Source organism: Gammaproteobacteria bacterium (assembly GCA_019911805.1).
Taxonomy (GTDB): Bacteria; Pseudomonadota; Gammaproteobacteria; order Thiohalobacterales; family Thiohalobacteraceae; genus JAHJQQ01.
In genome coordinates this window covers 24,997-41,793 of record JAIOJV010000028.1, presented here as the reverse complement: position 1 = coordinate 41,793, position 16,797 = coordinate 24,997, and the positions used below count along the sequence as shown (strand labels likewise).

The window sequence follows — 16,797 nt, the reverse complement described above, 5'->3', positions numbered from 1 at the left end:
CCACGGAAGCACACGGAAAAACACGGAAAAATGCGCTTGTAAAAACCCGGGTCGTAGGGTGCGTCGAGGCGTAGCCTGACGCACCGAAATTCCGCGCCACGGTGCGTCGCTGGCGCCGACGCACCCTACACCCTCTGATGAGACTGCACGCGGCCCCCAGGCTGCGACTGTACTTTATGGAGAGGAAACCATTTCTTTATTGCTAGCTGGTTATGATGATACAGCGGCTGAAAGTTCTTCTGCGCAGGTGGCGGCTGGTCATGGCGACACACGGTCACCGAACAGACGGTTTTTACAATACCCTTTTCCGTGTTTTTCCGTGTGCTTCCGTGGCCATAAAGGGTTTTTCTTTTACGCCTCCCGCCTCACGCCTCACCCCTCACTCCTCACGCGATTCGGGTACAATCGCGGCACTGTCCGCAGCCTGAGGGGGACCTGCAATGCCGGCGACACCAGATCAGCGCCATCATGACCGCATCATCGCCGGCTGGCTGTTGGCGTGCTGCCTGTTGGTATTCGCCATGATCGTGCTCGGCGGCGTCACCCGCCTGACCGGTTCCGGGCTGTCCATGGTCGAGTGGGATCCCATCTTCGGCATCGTGCCACCGCTCAACGACGCGGCGTGGGAGGAGGTCTTTGCACAGTACCAGGCCTCGCCCGAATACCAGAAGATCAACATGCACATGGACGTGCACGACTTCAAATCCATCTATTGGTTCGAGTTCGCCCATCGCCTGCTCGGTCGCGCCATCGGCACGGTGTTTCTGCTGCCGTTCCTCTATTTTCTCTGGCGCGGCTGGGTGCGGCGCCCGCTGGTCCCGAAGCTGATCGCCATGTTCGTGCTGGGCGGACTGCAAGGCGCCCTGGGCTGGTACATGGTCACCAGCGGCCTGGTCGACAATCCACACGTCAGCCAGTACCGGCTGACCGCGCATCTGCTGGCGGCGTTTCTGATCTACGGCTTCATCTTGTGGGTGGCGCTGGACCTGCTGCAGCCACGGGCCACGCCCGACCTGGCGGCGGCAGACGCCCGCCGCCGGGGGCCGTACGCAGGCGTCATCGCGTTCCTGGCGCTGATCACCCTGACCATCGGCTCCGGCGGGCTGGTCGCGGGGCTGAAGGCGGGACATGCCTACAACACCTTCCCGCTGATGGACGGGCACCTCGTCCCCGAGGCGATGTTCCTGCTCGAACCGCGCTGGCACAACTTCTTCGAGAACATCGCGACCGTGCAGTTCGATCACCGCCTGCTGGCGACGGTCGTGCTCGCGGCCGCGCTGCTGCTCTGGTTCAGGTCACTGCGCCTGCCGCCGCGGCTGCGCCGCCGTGCCCATCTGCTGCTCGCCATGGTCGGCGTACAGATCACGCTGGGCATCTCGACCCTGCTGCTGCACGTCCCGGTGGCGATCGCCAGCGCCCATCAGGCCGGCGCGCTGGTCCTGCTCACCTTGACCTTGTATCTGCTGCATGGGGTGAGGGGTGAGGCGTGAGGCGTGAGGCGTAAAACCTAAACCCTTTTTAGCCACGGAAGCACACGGAAAAACACGGAAAGAATACCCCGTTAAAACCCCCACGCGGCCACATGCCGAGGTACGGCAAGCTGTGGCCATGCTGACCGCGCCACGGTGCGTCGCTGGCGCCGACGCACCCTACACCCTCGGATGAGACTGTACGAGGTTCCCAGGCTGCGGCTGCACTTTATGGAGAGGTAAATGCTTCTTTAGTGACAGCTAGTTATGGTGCTACAGCGACTGTAACTTCTTCTGTGCAGGTGACGGTTGGTCATGGCGACACACGGTCGCCGAATAGACGGTTTTTACAATAACCTTTTCCGTGTTTTTCCGTGGCCAATGGGGTTTTGCCTTTAGTCTGTTCCCGGCCCATGCAGCCGCCACCTTTTACCACCCAGTGATCGCTCGGTTTGAGCACTGGGCTTTTACATTATTATTTTTCCGTGTTGTTCCGTGTGCTTCCGTGGCTAAAAAGGGTTTAGGTTTTACGCCTCACGCCTCACGCCTAACTCCTCACACCAAAAAAAACCCGAGCCGTTTGCACGGCCCGGGTTCTCCAGGGGACTGCGGTCCTGGATTTCTACTTCAGGCTGCTGAAATAGGCTGCCAGGTTGTTGATGTCGTCATCGGACAGCGGCTTGGCCATCGGTGACATCATCGGGTCGCTGCGGGTACCGTCACGGAAGGCCTTCATCTGCTTGACCAGATAGGCATCCTTCTGTCCCGCCAGGTTCGGCCACAGGGGGTTGTTGCTGACGCCGGCGGCGCCGTGGCAGCCCGCGCAGGTGCCGGCCTTGGCCTTACCCGCCGCGGCATCACCCGCCGCCAGGACTGCACCGCTGGTCGCCACCGCAACACCTACCACCACCGCAGAAAGCAATTTCTTCATACCGAGATCTCCACTGTCGAAAGGTACTTGTCTACCCCCCGGCCGGTGTGCGCGCACGGGGCACTTGAAAGCTGGCGCTATTCTGACAAAGCGCGGGCGTCGGGTAAATGAATACCTGTCCACCCCCGGGGGCGCCTTGATCTTCCTCAATCGCGTCACACCCCCCTGGGCCCCCGGCCTGTCCCTCCTGCCCGGCGGACCACCGCCAGCTGCCCTATAGGACCTGGGAAAATCCCCATGGTTTCATTACGTTGATTTACCCACGCCAAAATTTTCTGATATCCGTGCGGGTTGTGTAGAATCAAACCCAGCCGTTGCGGTCGCGCTGGGGGGAAGCCGGCGGCCGCACGCGACAAGAATGAGTGCCTCACGGAAGGGGATATGCACCTCGATGCCGCAATTCGACCAGCAAGATAACCGGGCCGACACCGCGTCGGCGCGCCGCGCGCCCACGCCTATCCGGAGAAACCACCGATGATTCACAGCGTCGAACGCCTGGTGCAGGACTCGCTCGAGCTGACCTCGCTGCCGGAGGTGGTGGTATGCGCCATCGATCTCATCAATGACCCCGACAGCTCGGCGGCCGCCATCGGTCAGGTCATCGGCAAGGATCCGGCGCTGACGGCGCGACTGCTACAGATCGTCAACAGCCCCTTCTACGGATTTCCCTCACGCATCGATACGGTGTCGCGCGCCATCGCCGTCGTCGGTACGCTGGAACTGCTGGATCTGATCCTGGCGACCAGCGTCACCAAGGCATTCAAGGGAATCCCGCCCGAGCTGGTGTCCATGGACGCCTTCTGGGACCACAGCCTCTACACCGGCGTGGTCGCGCGCGTGCTGGCGGGCCGGCAACGCGCACCCAATGCCGAGCGCTACCTGATCGCCGGCCTGCTCCACGACATCGGTGCACTGGTCATGTATCAGCAGATCCCGGAGATCGCCGCGAACATGGTGCGCCGGGCGCGCGCGGAGCTGACGCCGCTGCACGTCCTGGAGCGCGATGCACTCGGTTTCGACCACGGTGAGGTCGGGGCGGCCTTGCTGCGCGCCTGGCGGTTGCCGGATACGCTGATCGAGGCCGCCCAGGCGCATCACGCACCCTTGCAGGCGAATGCGCATGCCCCCCGGTTCGAGACCGTGATCGTCCATCTGGCCGATGTGATTGCCTGCGCGGTGCACGAGCCCGCACTGGAGATCGGTCGGGTGCCGCCCATGGAATCCCAGGCCTGGGACCTGCTCGGCCTCCCGGTGCACAGCCTGGAGGGCATCATCGCCGAGTCCGACGCCCAGTTCGCCGCGGCGCGCCAGGCCATCCTGCCCCATTCCAGCGCCGCCTGAGGCACGCACCGGCGCGACTCACCAGAAGGCGTACAGAACGCCCTCCTCGAGCTTGTGCTCGAACTGGTTCAGTGGCCGGTTACCGACCGCGACACACTCGCCGGTGGTGACGTCGAAGCTCCAGTGATGCTTGGGACAGGTCAGGCGCGTACCGTCCAGCGCCAGGTGCGGGATATCGGTCACCTGATGCGGGCAGCGGCTGTCGTAGACGCGCAGCATGTCACCGTCGCGATAGATGTACAGATGGCGGCCGTCGCAGTCACGGTAGCTGATCTCGCCATCCGCCAGTTCATCCAGGGGCCCGACGCTGTGCCACTGCGCCGCGGCGAACAGGTTCTCCGGCCGGAACTCGGGGATGTCCATGTCCAGCAGGATGTCCACCGCCCAGATGATCTTGGCCAGCCCCAGGGTCGGGAAGGCCATGAGCAGTGCATCGATCACCTCGTTGGCGCTGGCGCCGTTGCGCAGGGCGCGAGTCAGGTACTGGCGGAAGCCGCCCTCGGTCTGGCTATCGACCTTGGTGATCACCGAGATCAGGTCGCGCGTGCGGGTATCAAGGTGCTTGCCGGCCTCTTTGAGGAATTTGAAGTAGGGCTTGATGGCATCGGGCCGGGCGGCGACCAGGTAATCCATCGCGTCACTCATGGGATTCTCCAACATAAAGAAATATCAAGACGCCCATGCTACCGATAGTCACACCGGGCTCCAAGCTGACGAAACCTGTAGTTTATTGACTGCTTTGACGGCCAGGGCACTGCCCCGCACCGGGCGAACGGACTCTGGTACATTATCCAGGTCGTCATTCCGGTATTCACGGCGGTGACGGATCGCGCGGGATAGCCGCGAGCCGGCAGCATCCATAGCACCCTTTGCGGTTGACGCTTTTCTTCCCGAACCGTTCGGCTACACTGCCCGCATGATCTCCTGGACCGACTATGCCAAGTTCTTCATCGGGCTCCTGGCCATCATGAATCCCATCGGTATCGTGCCTGTATTCATCAGCCTCACCCTGCATAAGACCAACCGGCAGCGCAACACCGCTGCATTGCACGCCGCCATCACCGTCGCCGTGGTCCTGGTGGTCTCCCTGCTGATGGGCGAGGGCCTGCTTGGCTTCTTCGGCATCAGCGTGGATTCGTTCCGCGTCGCCGGCGGTATCCTCATCCTGCTCATGGCCATCAGCATGTTGCACGGCGGCATCAGTGCGGAAAAGCAGACCCCCGACGAGGCCCACGAGGCTGAGGAAAAAGAGCACGTCGGTGTCGTGCCCCTGGGCATACCGCTACTGGCCGGGCCGGGCGCCATCAGCACGATCATCATCTATTCTCACCGCGGCCATGGCCTCGGGCACCATGCGGTACTGTTCGGCATCGCGCTCGTGCTCGCCCTGCTGACCTGGCTGGCGCTGCGTGCCGGCCCGCTGATCGCGGATGGTCTGGGGCGTACGGGGCTGAAAATCGTGTCGCGTATCATGGGTCTGCTGCTGGCCGCCATCGGCGTGGAGTTCATCACCAACGGCCTGCGGCAGCTGTTTCCGGGACTGGGCTGACGACATGGATCACGATCACATCATCGGCATCTTCGCCGGCGAGCCGCGGGAACTGCGGCCCGGGCGCGACAGTGCCATCGACAAACATCCGCTGCCGGGGCCGGCGCAGATCACCCCGCTCGGTATCCTCGGTGACCACCAGGCCGACCGCGTCAAACACGGTGGCCCCGAGCGCGCCCTGCTGCACTACTGCGCGCGGCACTATGCCGTGTGGGCCGAGGAGCTGCCGGGCGCGCCCGGGCATCTGCTGCAGCCGCCCGGCTTCGGCGAGAACATCAGTTCACCGCGGCTCGACGAGGAGCAGGTGTGCATCGGCGATATCTATCGCCTGGGCAGCGCACGGGTGCAGGTCGCGCAACCGCGCTCGCCCTGCTGGAAACTGAATGCCCGCTTCGGCGTGGAGGATCTCGCCAAGCGCGTCCAGGACACGCAGCGCTGCGGCTGGCTGTACCGGGTGCTCGCCCCCGGCGAGGCGCTACCCGGCGACACCATCCAGCTGGAAGACCGTCCACACCCCGGGTTCAGCGTGGCACGGGTGATGCGCGCCCTCTACTGCGAACCGCCCGATCCGCAGCTGCTCGTGCGCATCGCCGGCCTGGAGGCGCTCAGCGCCAATTGGCGGGACAAGGCACAGCGCGGCCTGGCGGGCACCCAGGACGATCACCGCCCCCGCCTGCAGGGGAGCGACCCGTCATGAGCCTCGAAGTCCGCGAACACCCGCTGCTGGTGCCGTTCGACGGCGATTTCCGGGTCGCCGAGGCGGCGACGCGACCACCGAAGAAGGCACCGGGCAAGGGCGATCTCAAGGATCGACTGAAACAGCAGGCTGACGCGCTCGATGACTTGCAGCGACGCTTCTACGCCCACCACGGCCGCGCACTGCTGCTCGTCTTCCAGGCCATGGACGCGGCCGGCAAGGACAGCACCATCCGCGCCGTCATGCACGGCGTCGACCCCGCCGGCTGCACTGTGCACGCCTTCAAACGGCCGACCGCACACGAGCAGGCACACGATTTCCTGTGGCGCACGACCCTGCGCCTGCCGCCCAAAGGCATGATCGGTATCTTCAACCGCAGCTATTACGAGGAGGTCCTGACCGTGCGCGTGCAGCCCGAATACCTGGCCGCACAAGGCCTGCCGGCGGCGCAACCCGCGCCGACGTTCTGGGAACGACGGCTGGAGTCCATCCGTGACCACGAGCACCACCTGGCCCGCAACGGCACGGTCATTCTGAAGTTCTGGTTGAACGTCTCGCACGAGGAACAACGCAAACGCCTGCTCAGCCGGCTGCGCGAACCGGACAAGAACTGGAAGTTCTCAGAAGACGATGTCAAGAAGAGCCGGCGCTGGGACGACTACATGGTGGCCTATGAGGCGGCCCTGAATGCCACCTCCCGTCCCTGGGCGCCCTGGTACGCCATACCCGCCGACGACAAGCCCTATATGCGCGTCTGCGTCGCCGACATCATCATCGATACCCTCCGCCAGCTGAACATCGACTATCCGGAACCGGATGCCGCCACCCGGGCACGGTTCGAGGAACTGCGGAAGGAACTCGAAGACGCGGCGGATTGAGCACACGCCACCGATACAGACGCGAACGACCGCAGCATGCGCATCCATTTTCTTCAGCACGTGGCCTTCGAGGGTCTGGCGAGCATCCACGAGTGGATCGGGCGCGGCGGCCACGCGGTGAGTGGCACGCGTCTCTATACAGGCGAGGACCTGCCGCACCCCGACCGGATCGACCTGCTGATCGTCCTGGGTGGCCCCATGGGGGTGTACGACATCGATGCCCATCCCTGGCTGACGGCCGAGAAGTTGTTCCTGCGCCAGGTCATCGATGCGGGGCGGCGGGTGCTGGGGATCTGCCTGGGGGCGCAACTGATCGCGGACGTGCTGGGTGCGCGTGTCTATCGCAACGCACAGCGGGAGATCGGCTGGTTGCCGGTGACACGCACCGCGGCGGCGATACATTCGCCATTGGGCGCGCTGCTACCCGAGCGCTTCGACGCCTTCCACTGGCACGGCGATACCTTCGATCTGCCACCCGGTGCGGTGCACCTGGCGCGGAGCGCGGCCTGCCGGCACCAGGCCTATGCCATCGACGGACGCATCCTCGGCCTGCAGTTTCATCTGGAGACGACACCGGCGAGCGCAAGGGCGCTGATCGAGCATGGCGTGGACGAACTCCGCGACGCCCCGGGTATCCAGACACCCACACAGATGCTCACGCCAACGGCGCGCTTCGCGACACTCAACACCTTGATGGCGACGCTGCTGGACGGCTTCATCGGTGCAGACCATTGACGGTCGGTCAGGGCCCGGACACTTCGTCAAAAATCGCTTCGGCCACGGGCATACAAGGCATCATCCCCCGGCCCCTATCTCCCTGCTCAGCAGTGCCTCGGCCTCGTCCTCGGACTGCACGCCGATGGCGCGCGGCTGGCCGTCGAACAATACGGCCGGCATGATCTTCAGATGCAGACGCCCGGCCGTCTCTTCACCAGCCAGCGTCTCCAGATCCAGGATCTCCAGGGTCATGCCATGGCGCTCACAGACGCGCTGCCAGATCTCCTGCGCCCTATGACAGGACGTGCACCAGGGTGCTATCAGCAACTGTACATGCATACGTCACCTCCCCTCCTTGGCCACCGTTGCACGGCAGGTCGTGCCGCACAGTTGCTCAGACTCGTGCTCAGCGGGCGCAGGTCATGCGCCGCCCGCACCCCGTCGGTCAGCCGATGTCGACTGCGCACGACAATGCCAGCAACGCCCCGTAATCTTGTCCGGTCGTCATGGTGGCCTCCCATATCCCGTGTTTTTTTGATGGATTACGCTGCCGCGCAGTTGGGACCGCGCGCTGGCCATGGCTATAATGGCGCTCGCCCGCCATATCTCGGCCAGGTCGTCCGGGCACATTAAAAACCAGCGGGAACTACTGCCTTGACCTTGATCAACCCTGGAAATGTCCTCTGGCACATCGCACGTGCCGGCGCCGCAACCAAAGGATACGACCCCGATGACTGATCCCAGCGAATTCATCCCCTGGCTGGGCCGCACCTATCTGTTCGCCGCTCTGAACGAGCAGCAGCTCAAGACGGTCATGGAGACCATGCAGGAGGTCAATATCGAGGAAGGGCGCATGCTGTTCGAGCACGGCCAGCCCGCGGACCGCTTCTATCTGCTGCTGGAGGGTCAGATCAAACTCTACCGGCTGTCGGAGGACGGTGACGAGAAGGTCATCGAGATCGTTCGTCCCGGCGAGACCTTCGCCGAGGCCGTCACCTTCATGTCTGGCAAGTTCTATCCCGTGAATGCGGACGCGCTGGTCAAGAGCCGGCTGCTGGCCTTCCCCAACGCGACCTTTCACGAACTGCTGAGCAACTCGGTCGATACCTGCTTCCGGCTGATGGCGGACATGAGCCAGCGCCTGCACCGCCGGCTGAACGAGATCGACAGCCTGACGCTGCACAATGCAACCTATCGCCTGGTGAGCTTCCTGCTGGCCGAGCTGCCGGAGGGCGTGGTGGCATCGCAGGAGATCGTGCTGACGACGCCCAAACACGTCATCGCCTCACGCCTGTCGATCAAGCCTGAGACCTTCTCGCGCATCCTCACCAAGCTGTCGCGCGACGGTCTGATCGTGGTGCGCGGCAACAGCATCGTCCTCGAGGACCTGCCGCGACTGCGGGAATTGGTGGAGATCTGATGTCGGGCGCCCGGATGCGGGCCCGCGCCGTGAGGCGTGAGGCATGAAAGGCAAACCTTTTTTGGCCACGGAAGCACACGGAAAAACACGGAAAAAATACTCCGTTAAAACCCCCACGCGGCCACATGCCGAGGTGCGGCAAGCTGTGGCCATGCAGACCGCGCCACGGTACGTCGCTGGCGCCGACGCACCCTACACCCTCGGATGAGACTGTACGCGATCCCCAGACTGCAGCTGTACTTTATGGAGAGGTAAATGCTTCTTTATTACTAGGGCCTGTTAACACTATTCGCACCGCGGCGACGGCGGCCCATAGGCCGCGAGCCAAGGCGCGCCGAGCGCAGTGTACTGAACGTACATAAGTGAGGCGCAACACCGGCTCGCGGCCTATGGGCCCCGTCCCTCCGGGTTGCGCCCCAAAAGCTGCCAAGCCGCGTTGCTCGTCGTTCATTTGGAACAACCAAACTTCTCTCCTCGCGCCTTGCCTGGCAGCTTTTGGGGCAGCAACGCCGCGGTGCGAATAGTGTTAACAGGCCCTAGCTAGATATGGTGCTACAGCGACTGTAACTTCATTCTGTGCAGGTGACGGTTGGTCATGACGGCACACGGTTGCCGAATAGACAGTTTTTACAATAACCTTTTCCGTGTTGTTCCGTGTATTTCCGTGGCCAATGGGGTTTTGCCTTTAGTCTGTCCCCGGTCCATCCAGCCGCCATCTTTCACCACCCAGTGATCCTCGGTTTGAGCACTGGGCTTTTACATTATTATTTTTCCGTGTTGTTCCGTGTGCTTCCGTGGCCAAAAAGGTTTTTGGGTTTTACTCCTAACGCCTCACGCCTCACGCCTCACGCCCCATGGCACGATCTGCATGGCCAAGAGAGTTTGTGAATTGAGATCCCCCAATTCGGATCCCCCCGGACGTGCGACTGGATATGCGACTAGATGTGCGATACCAGGCGGGCATCCGGCACGCGCAGCCGCACGGCGTTGGCGATCTCGAAACGGATCCCCATGATGGGTCGGATGGAGACCCACAGCAGATTCAGCTTGAGATTCAGCTCGGCGAATACCACTGCATGCTGAAAGCAGGCGAGTGCGGCATGGATGTCGTGCATGGCCTGCTGGATGAGCAACTGCGGCTTATCGCGCAGGCCCGGGATGATCATCATGAAGTCGGACAGCGCCTTACCGTTTTCGTCCACGGCGGGGGCACGCTTGCCGAGCGGCTCCGCCGCATCCATGAAGGGGAAGAGCGACAACCTGGGTAAGTTCATGCTGGGCAAGCTCATGGGCGTTCTCCCGGGACTGTGCCTGATCACGCGCCGAGTGGCCCCTCGGATACTACGCCAGACCGCCGCGCCGCGAAACCGCACAGCGTGCGGGTCCCGGTCCACTCAGGCGGTGAGCGCCGCACTGACCCGCTGCAGATGCCCGCGCACTTGCTGGGCGAGTTCCGCAACACCTTCTTTTTCCACCAGCTTCAGTACCGCGACGGGATCCATGAAGGCGACCGTGACCGCACCGTCGGCCTCCTCACGGACCACCACGTTGCAGGGCAGCAGCAGACCGATATCCGGATCGGCACTGAGCGCCTGGTGGGCGAGCTTGGGATTGCAGGCGCCGAGAATCTTGTAGGGGCGCTGGTCGATGTCGAGCCTCTTCTTCAACGTCGCCTTGACATCGATCTCGGTCAGCACGCCAAAGCCCTCCTTCTGCAGTTCCTCGGTGACACGCTGCACTGCCTGCTCGAAACCACCCTTCACCTTCACATTGAAACCGTACATCGCGTGCTCCTGTGACCAATTGCATTCAACCTGGAAAAAGCGGTTCACCACGAAGGACACGAAGGACACGAAGGACACAAAGCAAACCCAAGAGTTACTTTGTTGCAGCGCTTCACCCCCCGGGTGAAGTGCTGCGAAAGCCGGAGTGTCTGTCTTTACCTTGGTGTCCTTCGTGTCCTTTGTGGTGAAAACGAGTTTTTAAAGTTCAACCAATAGCCCATCGACCGGCCGCCCTCAGGTGCGATACAGATCATCGCGGCGCAACGGCAGCGGCTGCGGCGCATGACTGTGTCCTGCCAGAATCTGATACACGCCCAGACTGCCCTGCTGGAAGTAATGCGCCGAGCCGGCCATATACAGGCGCCAGATACGCCGTACGATCGGGCCGACCAGCGCGTCGGCGCGCTCGCGGCTGGCCTCGAGCGCCTGCAGCCAGCGCCGCAGCGTCAAGGCATAGTGCGGGCGCAGGCCTTCGACGTCGAGGATCTCGAAGCCCGCCTGCTCCATGGCCGTTTGGACCGTGCTCACGCGGGTGAGTTCACCGTCGGGAAAGACATACCGGTTGGTGAAGCGCTGACTGGCGCAGTCCACCCAACCGCAGTCGTTGGTGATGCCGTGGTTGAGGAACAGGCCGCCCGGTGCGAGCAGACGCTGCACCGCGCCGAAGTAGTTGGGGAAGTTCTTCACGCCGATGTGCTCGAACATGCCCACGCTGACGATGCGGTCATAGTGGGCGTCGGGCGGCAGGTCGCGGTAGTCCCGCAACTCGATGCGCACGCGCTCGGCAAAGCCCGCGCGTGCGATGCGTTCGCGGGCGTGATCGCACTGCGCCTCGCTCAGGGTGATGCCGTGCACCTCAACGCCATAATTACGTGCCGCCCACAGCGCCAGTGCGCCCCAGCCGCAGCCGATATCCAGCAGGCGCTGACCGGGTTCGAGACGCAGCTTGCGGCAGAGATAGTCGAGCTTGTCGCGCTGCGCTTCCGCCAACGACTGGGTGGTGTCGCGGAAATAGGCGCAGGAATACACCATTTCCGGATCGAGCCACAGGCGGTAGAAGTCGTTGGAGACATCATAGTGATGGCGGATGCTCGCCGTGCCGTTGGCGCGCGCCGTGCCGTCGGCCTGTGACGTCTTCAGCGCCGCGTACGAGTCCGCGCGCGGCAGGCGCAAGGCATTGAACGCCAACCGCAGACGCTCCCACCGTCCGGGCTGGCTGCGTTCCAGGAAATCGACGATATCAAAGGCGATGTCCATCCGGCCGTCGACCTCGACCGCACCCAGCAGATAGGCCTCGCCCAGACGCACCAGATCGCCGCGCAGGAACAGATCGCGCAAGGGGTCGGGGTGGCGGAAGGTCAGGGTCGCGGGTGCATCGGCGCCCCCACGGACATAGCTGCCGTCCCACAGCCGGACGGCGACCGGACCGCTGTAGCCGCGTAGTAAGGCATGCAACAGTCTGCGCCCCACTTCGACGGGGGCCTCGACGGGTGCCTCGATTGGCAGCCCGATCGGGGCGGTCGTGAATTCATCCAGAGATTTATGCAGTTGCTTGTGTGCCGGCATCGTTATCCCTCCGTTGTCTCGTCGCCTGTGCAGGTTGTGCGACGGTCCATCTGTGGAGATAACTATAGACAAAAGACATCCAATGTCCGGCGGCGCGGGACCGAGGCAGACGGCGGGATTCCGGCGGTTGATGTGCGGAAAATGGTACGCCGCTCAGCGCGTATCGGTCAGACGACGCTGCGCCTCGCGGTATTTGGCTGCCGTCTTCGCGATGACTTCGGGGGGGAGTCTCGGACCGGGTGGGGTCTTGTCCCAGTCCAGCGTCTCCAGATAATCGCGCACGAACTGCTTGTCGAAGCTCGGCGGACTGACGCCCGGTCGATACGCCTCCACCGGCCAGAAGCGTGAGGAATCGGGCGTCAGCACCTCGTCGATCAGCACCACCCGGCCGGCGTCGTCCAGGCCGAACTCGAACTTGGTGTCGGCGATGATGATGCCGCGCGCCAGGGCATAGTCGGCCGCTTCCTGGTAGATGCGCAGGCTGATGTCACGCACCTGCGCGGCGATGTCCGCGCCGAGCAGGTCCTGTACCCGGGCGAAGTCGATGTTCTCGTCGTGGGTGCCGAGCTCCGCTTTGGTCGAGGGTGTGAACAGGGGTTCCGGCAGGCGGTCGGCCAGCACCAGGCCGGTGGGCAGCGGGATGCCGCAGACCGCGCCGGTTCGCTGATAATCCTTCCAGCCCGAGCCGATGAGATAACCCCGCACAATCGCCTCCACCGGCAGCGCCTTGAGCCGCTGCACGACGATGGCGCGGCCCTCCACCTGGGCGCGCTCGGCGGGATCGGGCAGCACCTGCTCCAGTGGCAGGTCGACCAGATGGTTGGGCACGACGGCACGCATGCGGGCGAACCAGAAATTGGATACCGCGGTCAGCACCGCGCCCTTGCCGGGAATCGGCTCGGGCAGGATCACGTCGAAGGCCGACAGCCGATCGGTGGTGACGATCAGCAGCTTGTCGCCGTCCACGCCCCCGACCGCATAGACATCGCGCACCTTGCCGCGGTAGACCAGGGGAAGGCTCTTCAGGTCGGATTCGTACAGGGACGCTTGCATGCCGCCGCTCCGCGCTGTGGTGTGGTAGGGGAAAGCGCTGCATTGTACCGCAGGGCGGGAGGCGTTAGGCGGGAGGCGTTAGGCGTAAAGGCAAAAACCTTTTATGGCCACGGAAGCACACGGAAAAACACGGAAAAAATGCTCTTGTAAAAGCCCAGGTCGCAGGGTGCGTCGAGGCGTAGCCTGACGCACCAAAATTCCACGCCACGGTGCGTCGCTGGCGCCGACGCACCCTACCCCCTCGGATGAGACTGTACAAGGTTTCCAGGCTGTGGTTGTATTTTTATGAATGTGAAATTATTTATTTAATTACAATTAGTTATGACGATACAATGGCTGTAAGTTCTTTTGTGTTGGTGATGGCTGGTCATGGCGACACACGGTCCCCAAACAGCCGGTTTTTTTACAATAACCTTTTCCGTGTTTTTCCGTGTGCTTCCGTGGCCATAAAAGGTTTTTGCCTTTACGCCTCCCGCCTCACGCCTCACGCCTTACCCCTCACGCCTCACTCCCCGCCCCTGATCTGCTAAAATCCGCCGTTTCCGCGGTCCCACCGACCCGGCAGAGGGCGCCAACCACATGAGCAAAACACCCCGCATCGGTCTGGTCATGGGCAGTAACAGCGACTGGGAGGTCATGCGGCACGCCGCCGCCATGCTGGAACAGCTCGGCATCGGCTACGAGACCCGCGTGGTCTCGGCCCATCGCACCCCGGACCTGCTGTTCGACTATGCCGCCACGGCGCGCAGCCGCGGTCTGGCCTGCATCATTGCCGGCGCCGGCGGCGCGGCACACCTGCCGGGTATGCTGGCGGCCAAGACCCTCCTGCCGGTGCTGGGTGTGCCGGTGCCCTCGCGCTACCTCAAGGGCCTGGACTCCTTGTTGTCCATCGTCCAGATGCCCAAGGGCGTGCCGGTCGCGACCTTTGCCATCGGCGAGGTGGGCGCGGCCAATGCCGCGCTGTATGCGGCCCAGATCCTGGCGCTCGGGGACAGCGCCGTCGCCGCCCGGCTGGAGGGTCTGCGCAAGGACCAGGAACAGGTCGTCCTCGCGATGAAACTGCCGCCGGAATCTGCCCCACTGTGATCCTGCCGGGAGCTACGCCGTGATCCTACCGGGTGCCACCCTGGGCGTCCTCGGCGGGGGTCAGCTCGGCCGCATGTTCGCCCTGGCGGCGCGGGCGATGGGCTATCGCGTCATGGTCCTGGACCCGGACCCCGCCAGTCCGGCCGGCGCCGTCGCCGATACCCACCTGCAGGCCGACTACCAGGACAGCGCCGCGCTGGCCCGCATGGGCGCGGAATGCGCCGCTGTCACCACCGAGTGGGAGAGCGTGCCGGCCGCCACCCTGGAGACCCTGGCCGCGCACTGCCCGGTGCGTCCGGGCGCAGCCGCCGTGGCCGTGGCCCGCGACCGTATCCGCGAGAAGACCTTCGTGCGCGACCTGGGGCTCGCCACCGCGCCGTTCTTTGCCATTCACCGGGAGGCCGACCTCGCCGCCGCCATGGCCGGTCTGCGCCTGCCCGCGCTGCTGAAGACCGCCACCCTGGGGTACGACGGCAAGGGCCAGACCACCGTGAACGATCTCGATCAGGCGCACGCCGCCTTCGCCCGGATCGGCGCACACCCCTGCGTGCTGGAGGAAAAGGTCGACCTGGCCCAGGAACTGTCGGTGATCCTGGCGCGCGGCGCCAACGGCGAGACGGTCTTCTACCCGATCGGCGAGAACGTCCACCGCAACGGCATCCTGCACACCACACGCGTGCCGGGCCGCGTCGCGCCGGCCGTGGCCGAGCTCGCCACCGGCATGGCGCGGCGCGTCGCCGAGGCACTGGATTACATCGGCGTGCTCGCCGTGGAGCTGTTCTTCACCACCGCGGGTGAACTGCTGATCAACGAAATGGCGCCGCGCCCGCACAACAGCGGGCACTTCAGCCTGGATGCCTGCGTCACCTCGCAGTTCGAACAGCAGGTGCGGGCCTTGTGCGGCCTGCCGCTGGGTTCCACGCGGCTACTGACGCCGGTGACCATGCTCAACGTATTGGGCGACCTGTGGGGCGAGCGCCAGCCCGGGTGGCAGGCCGTGTTCGCCCAGCCCGAGGTGAAGCTGCACCTCTATGGCAAGCGCGAGACGCGGGCGGGACGCAAGATGGGGCACATCAACGTACTCGGCGAAGACGCCGATGCAAACTTCGAACTCGCCGAACAGCTGTTCGCGACCTTGAGCACGGTCGCCGCATCGTAGTACACGGCGGCGCCGCAGTGCATCTTGCTGGCTACGTCTTGCTGTGCCACTGCCGCCACACTGCCACGCTCAGCGTCAACAGCGTCAGCGGCGCGACGAAGAACAGCACCCCGGCGGTGAAGCTTTCCAGTTGCGGGTATTTCGCCGCCGCAGCCACCAGGAACGTGGTGTAGAGCACGTAGTAGCCGAGGAACAGCAGACCCTTCCAACGCGCAATGGAGTAGCCGGTGAAGAAGATCGGCAGACAGGCGACGGCGGTGGCGATCATGATCGGGATGTCGAAGCGCAGGGCGGACGGTGCGACATTTACGCCGTCGGGGGCCACCAGTGCCGCCAGCCCCAGCACCGAGAGGATATTGAACAGGTTGCTGCCGACGATATTGCCTACAGCGAGGTCGCGCTCGCCCTTGATGCTCGCCATCACCGAGGTTGCCACCTCGGGCAGCGAGGTCCCGGCGGCTACGATGGTCAGGGCAATCACCAGTTCACTCACCCCGAAGGCGCGGGCGATATCGACTGCCGCGTCGACCAGCCAGTGCGCCCCCAGCACCAATAGGAACAGCCCGCCGACGATGTAACCCACATCGAGCAGATAACTGCCCGGCGTGCGCGGCTGCGCATCAACTGTGTCCCCGGAAGATGTGTCCGCAGCTGCCGCCGCGGCCGTCTGTGATTCCCGACGGCCTTGCACGATGGCTAACAGCGTGTAGATCACAATGCCGGTGAACAGCAGCGCACCGTCGAGGCGACCGATCCTGCCGTCCAGTGCCAGCAACAACATGAGCACCGACGCACCGACCATCAATGGCACATCGATGCGCACCAGCCGCTGTGACACCACCAATGGTGTGATCGCGGCCGACAGACCGAGGATGAACAGCACATTGAAGATGTTGCTGCCGACCACGTTACCGATGGCGATATCCGCGCCGGCCTGACCACTCAGGGCGGAACGCACACTCACCGCCAGCTCCGGCGCACTGGTACCGAACGCGACCACCGTCAGGCCAATGATCAGTGGCGACACGCCGATCGCGGCAGCCAGCTGCGACGCGCCACGCACCAACACCTCGGCGCCGCCCGTGAGCAACACCAGGCCGAGGATGAACATCACCACGACTGACAAATCCATAGGTATTTTTTCCCA

17 protein-coding genes are annotated in these 16,797 nt (G+C 63.8%); 9 read left to right on the top strand and 8 right to left on the bottom strand.

The window, feature by feature from the left end; all coding sequences use genetic code 11:
- The first annotated feature begins 440 nt into the window (after window positions 1–440).
- On the top strand, window positions 441–1,490 hold the full coding sequence (locus K8I04_02145) for a COX15/CtaA family protein (GenBank protein MBZ0070520.1): 1,050 nt from the start codon (window positions 441–443) through the stop codon (window positions 1,488–1,490).
- Window positions 1,491–2,091: 601 nt separating this feature from the next.
- Here the strand turns inward: K8I04_02145 and K8I04_02140 are convergent.
- Window positions 2,092–2,400 carry a cytochrome c gene (locus K8I04_02140; protein ID MBZ0070519.1) on the bottom strand — a complete coding sequence of 103 codons (309 nt, stop codon included), beginning with the start codon at window positions 2,398–2,400 and terminating at the stop codon, window positions 2,092–2,094.
- 474 nt (window positions 2,401–2,874) lie between these two features.
- On the opposite strand from K8I04_02140, the gene K8I04_02135 reads away from it, so the two are divergent.
- On the top strand, window positions 2,875–3,741 hold the full coding sequence (locus K8I04_02135; GenBank protein ID MBZ0070518.1) for an HDOD domain-containing protein: 867 nt from the start codon (window positions 2,875–2,877) through the stop codon (window positions 3,739–3,741).
- An 18-nt stretch (window positions 3,742–3,759) separates the two neighbouring features.
- On the opposite strand, the gene K8I04_02130 is transcribed toward K8I04_02135, so the two are convergent.
- Window positions 3,760–4,386 carry a Rieske 2Fe-2S domain-containing protein gene (locus K8I04_02130; protein MBZ0070517.1) on the bottom strand — a complete coding sequence of 209 codons (627 nt, stop codon included), beginning with the start codon at window positions 4,384–4,386 and terminating at the stop codon, window positions 3,760–3,762.
- Window positions 4,387–4,657: 271 nt separating this feature from the next.
- On the opposite strand from K8I04_02130, the gene K8I04_02125 reads away from it, so the two are divergent.
- From K8I04_02125 to K8I04_02110, 4 genes are read left to right on the top strand one after another with little or no spacing between them, the layout of a single operon-like run.
- Window positions 4,658–5,290 carry a YchE family NAAT transporter gene (locus tag K8I04_02125; protein MBZ0070516.1) on the top strand — a complete coding sequence of 211 codons (633 nt, stop codon included), beginning with the start codon at window positions 4,658–4,660 and terminating at the stop codon, window positions 5,288–5,290.
- A gap of 4 nt (window positions 5,291–5,294) precedes the next feature.
- Window positions 5,295–5,987 carry an MOSC domain-containing protein gene (locus K8I04_02120; GenBank protein MBZ0070515.1) on the top strand — a complete coding sequence of 231 codons (693 nt, stop codon included), beginning with the start codon at window positions 5,295–5,297 and terminating at the stop codon, window positions 5,985–5,987.
- A complete protein-coding gene (locus K8I04_02115) occupies window positions 5,984–6,865 on the top strand; it encodes a polyphosphate kinase 2 family protein (GenBank protein MBZ0070514.1) in 882 nt (293 codons plus the stop codon). The genes K8I04_02120 and K8I04_02115 overlap by 4 nt, the downstream gene beginning before the upstream one ends.
- Window positions 6,866–6,901: 36 nt before the next feature.
- Window positions 6,902–7,600, top strand: coding sequence for a type 1 glutamine amidotransferase (locus K8I04_02110; protein ID MBZ0070513.1), 699 nt, complete (start codon window positions 6,902–6,904; stop codon window positions 7,598–7,600).
- A gap of 60 nt (window positions 7,601–7,660) precedes the next feature.
- On the opposite strand, the gene K8I04_02105 is transcribed toward K8I04_02110, so the two are convergent.
- Window positions 7,661–7,921, bottom strand: a complete 261-nt coding sequence (locus K8I04_02105) for a thioredoxin family protein (protein ID MBZ0070512.1) — start codon at window positions 7,919–7,921, stop codon at window positions 7,661–7,663.
- Between the two features lie 391 nt (window positions 7,922–8,312).
- Between K8I04_02105 and K8I04_02100 the strand changes: the two genes are divergently transcribed.
- Window positions 8,313–9,002, top strand: a complete 690-nt coding sequence (locus K8I04_02100; protein ID MBZ0070511.1) for a Crp/Fnr family transcriptional regulator — start codon at window positions 8,313–8,315, stop codon at window positions 9,000–9,002.
- A gap of 938 nt (window positions 9,003–9,940) precedes the next feature.
- Here the strand turns inward: K8I04_02100 and K8I04_02095 are convergent.
- The 4 genes from K8I04_02095 to K8I04_02080 form a co-directional block, all read right to left on the bottom strand.
- Window positions 9,941–10,276: a hypothetical protein gene (locus K8I04_02095; protein MBZ0070510.1), complete on the bottom strand. Its 336-nt coding sequence runs from the start codon at window positions 10,274–10,276 to the stop codon at window positions 9,941–9,943.
- A gap of 120 nt (window positions 10,277–10,396) precedes the next feature.
- Window positions 10,397–10,786: a DUF302 domain-containing protein gene (locus tag K8I04_02090; GenBank protein ID MBZ0070509.1), complete on the bottom strand. Its 390-nt coding sequence runs from the start codon at window positions 10,784–10,786 to the stop codon at window positions 10,397–10,399.
- Between the two features lie 234 nt (window positions 10,787–11,020).
- Window positions 11,021–12,352: a cyclopropane-fatty-acyl-phospholipid synthase family protein gene (locus K8I04_02085; GenBank protein MBZ0070508.1), complete on the bottom strand. Its 1,332-nt coding sequence runs from the start codon at window positions 12,350–12,352 to the stop codon at window positions 11,021–11,023.
- A gap of 153 nt (window positions 12,353–12,505) precedes the next feature.
- Complete coding sequence (locus K8I04_02080; protein MBZ0070507.1) at window positions 12,506–13,405, bottom strand: phosphoribosylaminoimidazolesuccinocarboxamide synthase; 900 nt, start codon at window positions 13,403–13,405, stop codon at window positions 12,506–12,508.
- Window positions 13,406–13,984: 579 nt separating this feature from the next.
- Here K8I04_02080 and purE point away from each other — a divergent pair.
- On the top strand, window positions 13,985–14,491 hold the full coding sequence (purE, locus tag K8I04_02075) for a 5-(carboxyamino)imidazole ribonucleotide mutase (GenBank protein ID MBZ0070506.1): 507 nt from the start codon (window positions 13,985–13,987) through the stop codon (window positions 14,489–14,491).
- Window positions 14,492–14,510: 19 nt separating this feature from the next.
- Entirely contained in the window at window positions 14,511–15,650 is a 1,140-nt protein-coding gene (locus tag K8I04_02070) for a 5-(carboxyamino)imidazole ribonucleotide synthase (GenBank protein ID MBZ0070505.1), read from the top strand.
- A gap of 31 nt (window positions 15,651–15,681) precedes the next feature.
- On the opposite strand, the gene K8I04_02065 is transcribed toward K8I04_02070, so the two are convergent.
- A complete protein-coding gene (locus K8I04_02065) occupies window positions 15,682–16,782 on the bottom strand; it encodes a calcium/sodium antiporter (GenBank protein MBZ0070504.1) in 1,101 nt (366 codons plus the stop codon).
- Between the last annotated feature and the right edge of the window lie 15 nt (window positions 16,783–16,797).

Excerpts from the sequence above, each read along its gene's own strand:
- K8I04_02145 (MBZ0070520.1), top strand. The coding sequence starts at position 441 with ATGCCGGCGACACCAGATCAGCGCCATCATGACCGCATCATCGCCGGC.
- K8I04_02140 (MBZ0070519.1), bottom strand. The coding sequence starts at position 2,400 with ATGAAGAAATTGCTTTCTGCGGTGGTGGTAGGTGTTGCGGTGGCGACC.
- K8I04_02135 (MBZ0070518.1), top strand. The coding sequence starts at position 2,875 with ATGATTCACAGCGTCGAACGCCTGGTGCAGGACTCGCTCGAGCTGACC.
- K8I04_02130 (MBZ0070517.1), bottom strand. The coding sequence starts at position 4,386 with ATGAGTGACGCGATGGATTACCTGGTCGCCGCCCGGCCCGATGCCATC.
- K8I04_02125 (MBZ0070516.1), top strand. The coding sequence starts at position 4,658 with ATGATCTCCTGGACCGACTATGCCAAGTTCTTCATCGGGCTCCTGGCC.
- K8I04_02120 (MBZ0070515.1), top strand. The coding sequence starts at position 5,295 with ATGGATCACGATCACATCATCGGCATCTTCGCCGGCGAGCCGCGGGAA.
- K8I04_02115 (MBZ0070514.1), top strand. The coding sequence starts at position 5,984 with ATGAGCCTCGAAGTCCGCGAACACCCGCTGCTGGTGCCGTTCGACGGC.
- K8I04_02110 (MBZ0070513.1), top strand. The coding sequence starts at position 6,902 with ATGCGCATCCATTTTCTTCAGCACGTGGCCTTCGAGGGTCTGGCGAGC.
- K8I04_02105 (MBZ0070512.1), bottom strand. The coding sequence starts at position 7,921 with ATGCATGTACAGTTGCTGATAGCACCCTGGTGCACGTCCTGTCATAGG.
- K8I04_02100 (MBZ0070511.1), top strand. The coding sequence starts at position 8,313 with ATGACTGATCCCAGCGAATTCATCCCCTGGCTGGGCCGCACCTATCTG.
- K8I04_02095 (MBZ0070510.1), bottom strand. The coding sequence starts at position 10,276 with ATGAACTTACCCAGGTTGTCGCTCTTCCCCTTCATGGATGCGGCGGAG.
- K8I04_02090 (MBZ0070509.1), bottom strand. The coding sequence starts at position 10,786 with ATGTACGGTTTCAATGTGAAGGTGAAGGGTGGTTTCGAGCAGGCAGTG.
- K8I04_02085 (MBZ0070508.1), bottom strand. The coding sequence starts at position 12,352 with ATGCCGGCACACAAGCAACTGCATAAATCTCTGGATGAATTCACGACC.
- K8I04_02080 (MBZ0070507.1), bottom strand. The coding sequence starts at position 13,405 with ATGCAAGCGTCCCTGTACGAATCCGACCTGAAGAGCCTTCCCCTGGTC.
- purE (MBZ0070506.1), top strand. The coding sequence starts at position 13,985 with ATGAGCAAAACACCCCGCATCGGTCTGGTCATGGGCAGTAACAGCGAC.
- K8I04_02065 (MBZ0070504.1), bottom strand. The coding sequence starts at position 16,782 with ATGGATTTGTCAGTCGTGGTGATGTTCATCCTCGGCCTGGTGTTGCTC.